Source organism: Rhabdothermincola sp., assembly GCF_036846205.1.
Taxonomy (GTDB): Bacteria; Actinomycetota; Acidimicrobiia; order Acidimicrobiales; family Acidimicrobilacustridaceae; genus Rhabdothermincola.
In genome coordinates this window covers 1-2,960 of sequence record NZ_DAIUCK010000170.1, presented here as the reverse complement: position 1 = coordinate 2,960, position 2,960 = coordinate 1, and the positions used below count along the sequence as shown (strand labels likewise).

Here is a 2,960-nt window from a genome sequence, read left to right as displayed (position 1 = left end):
GCCCCCGCCCACCCAGCATCTTCGACTTGTGCACTCGCAGGTCGGTGATGCGGATCTCGCAGTGGTTGTGGCTGCCGGACATGGTCTCCACGTCACGGACGATCTCCCAGCCCTCGCTGGGGATGTCGACGAGGAAGGCGGAGTTGGCGGCCTGAGGCAGGTCGGGGTCGTCCTCGGTACGGGCGATCAGGATCGCGAACTGCGCGCCTCGGGCACCGGAGATGAACCACTTGTGCCCGTTGATCACCCACTCGTCGCCGTCCTCGTAGGCGCGGGTCTGGATGAGGGTGGGATCCGATCCCGCCACCTCCGGCTCGGTCATGGCGAAGCAGGAGCGGGCGTAGCCCTCGCACAGTGGCCGCAGGTACTGCTCCTTCTGCTCGTCGGTGCCCCAGTGCAGGAGAGTGTGCATGTTGCCTTCGTCGGGCGCCTGGGCGTTCAGGGCGAATGGGCCCATGCGGGTCTTGCCGGCCTCGGCGGAGACGCTGGCCATGGCCACGTGGCTGAGCCCCATGCCGCCCCACTCCTTCGGCATGTGCGGCAACCACAGCCCCCACTCCCTGGCTGCCGCGCGCATCTCGATGATGGCCTTGATCCAGTCGTCTCTCGACCAGCCTTGCTCCTCGGCTCGAGCCTCCACGGGGCGGACGACCGTGTCACAGAAGTCGCGGACCTTGAACCGGACCTCGTCGATCTCGGGCGGGAAGGTGAAGTCGATGGCCATGGCGCCAGTCTTACAGGCGCGCCAGCAACTGCCCGACCGAGAGCGCCTCGGCCCGGTAGCCGGCATGCTCGAGGAGCTGGCGGAGCAACCCCGCGGCCTGGACCCCCTGCGGGCCGATCAGCAGCAGCTCGCGGGCCACGGCCATCGCCTGGCCCGATCCGGCGGCGGCGACCGCTCCGAGGCTCTTCGCCGGCCCCGGCGGTTCGTTGGCGAGCGCCCAGGCCATCAGCGCCACCCCCTCGTCGGTGCGCCCGGCAGCCAGGGCCTCGGCGGCCCGGTAGCAGTGCGACGGGACGGCCGTGGGAGCGCCGCGGCGAAGGACGAGGTCGGCCCCGGCGGGATCTCCTCGCCACAGTCGGGCCCAGGCACCGAGCTCGACCGCCCAGGCGAGGGTGTCCCCGGCGGGCCGCGAAGCGAGCACCCGCTGCACCACCTCCTCGGCGTCCTCCAGCCGGTGCGCGAGCAGGAGCCGGTGCGCGTCCTGCAGCTGCGCGGCGAGCTCGTCGGAGCGGGCCCGCGCCCGTGACGAGAGGTTCATCGCCGCGAACATCGCGGCCAGCACCACCCCGAGCACCAGCCCCGACCGGAAGGCCCAGATCCCGAGCACCGCGGCCAGCGCGACCGAGAACACCTCGGCCACCCGCCGGCCCCGCCCACCGGTGAGCAGGTCGGCGACGGCGGCGAAGACCCGCCCCCCGTCGAGAGGGAGGATCGGCAGCAGGTTCAGCAGCGACCAGCCGATGTTGATCCACACCACCTGCGACACGATCGTGCGGGCCTCGACGGAGCTGAGCACGCCGCTGCGGTCGAGCCACAGCGCGGGCAGTCCCAGCACGGCCAGGGCCGAAAGCGGGCCGGTGAGGCTGACCACGATGCGGCGGGCCGGCGACAGCGCCCCGTTCCCGGCAGTGAGTCCCCCGAAGCCGTGCAGCGTGATAGAGGGCCGGATCCCATAGATCCGGAACGCCACCGCGTGACCGAGCTCGTGCACCAGGACCGAGACGAAGGCGATGGCGATCCACGTGCCGATGAAGAGTGGCTCGGGATCGAGCGGGTTGACGCCCAGGAGGGCGATGATCACGAAGAAGGTCGGCTCGACCCGCACCGGGATACCGGCGATGGTGAGCTGGGATCGGCGGGCCATTCCCAACCAGGGTAGGCAGTACGGTGCCCGCCGTGACCGGCGCAGTGAGGCAGGCGACCGAGGCCGACGCCGAGGCCATCGTGGCCCTGGCCGTGGAGGCCTTCGGTGAGTCCGACGGCCCGGCGGTGCGGGCTTACCAGGGCTTCGGTGAAGGCGTCGCCATGTGGACGGTGGTGGACGACGGCGGCCGGGTGGTGTCCGCCTCAGCCCGGATCCCACACACCTTCTCCCTTGACGGGGTGGAGCTGCCCGGGAGCCAGATCGAATACGTGGCCACCGCGGCGAGCCATCGCCGGCAGGGGCTGGTGCGGGCCCAGTTCGAGCACCACCACGCCCGGGCTGCGGCCGAGGGCGAGCTGATCCAGTTCATCGGCGGCATCCCCTACCTCTACCGGCGGTTCGGCTATGGCTACGGCCTCGACCACCCGTTGCTGTTCCTCACCGACGAAACCCGGCTGGCCCGACAGGTCTCGTCGTCAGGCTCGCCACCGCAGGTGCGCGACGCCACCCCCGACGACCTCGATGACCTCCTTGCGCTGGAGACCCGGCGACCCGATGAGGGCATCCGCACCGTGCGCGACCGGGCCCGCTGGCAGCTCCACCTCGACCTGGCGGCGTCCGGTCCCTTCGAGCACCTCCTGGTGTCCGAGTGCGGCGGCCGGATCACCGGGTGGGCCCGACTCCACCACCGGCCCGAGGAGCGCCAGCTCCACTTCCTGCCCAGCGTGTGCGCCGAGCCGGGGGCGCTGCCGGCACTGGTGCGTGCCGGGCTGGCCCTTGCGGGCGACAGCGTGCTGGTCATCTACGACAGCACCGACCCGCTGGTGCATGCCGAGCTGCGAACCATCGGCTCGAGCCTGGTCTACGACCTCGGCATCTACGCCCGAGTGGCTGACCCGGTGGCGATGCTGCAGCGGTTGCAGCCGGTGCTCAGCGCCCGTCTCGCCGCCTCTCCCTACGCGGGTCGCAGCGGCGAGCTGGCGATCTCCCTGTACACCTCGGGGGTGCGGATCGCCTTCGAGCGGGGCGAGGTGGTCGGCGTCGACCGGGCGCCGGCGGTGGAGGACCCCGCCGCCGAGCAGGGGGTGGGGG

At 71.8% G+C, this 2,960-nt stretch carries 3 protein-coding genes; 1 reads left to right on the top strand and 2 read right to left on the bottom strand.

The genetic code is table 11. From position 1 onward, the window contains the following. Both V7004_RS15550 and V7004_RS15545 read right to left on the bottom strand, forming a co-directional pair. On the bottom strand, positions 1 to 724 hold a 724-nt coding region (locus tag V7004_RS15550), incomplete at its 3' end, for an acyl-CoA dehydrogenase family protein (protein WP_334145148.1). A gap of 10 nt (positions 725 to 734) precedes the next feature. Then, the gene (locus V7004_RS15545; RefSeq protein WP_334145146.1) at positions 735 to 1,868 is read right to left on the bottom strand and encodes a site-2 protease family protein; all 1,134 of its coding nucleotides are present in this window, start codon (positions 1,866 to 1,868) and stop codon (positions 735 to 737) included. Positions 1,869 to 1,900: 32 nt separating this feature from the next. Here V7004_RS15545 and V7004_RS15540 point away from each other — a divergent pair. Next, the coding region (locus V7004_RS15540) for a GNAT family N-acetyltransferase (RefSeq protein WP_334145144.1) at positions 1,901 to 2,960 on the top strand (1,060 nt) is incomplete at its 3' end.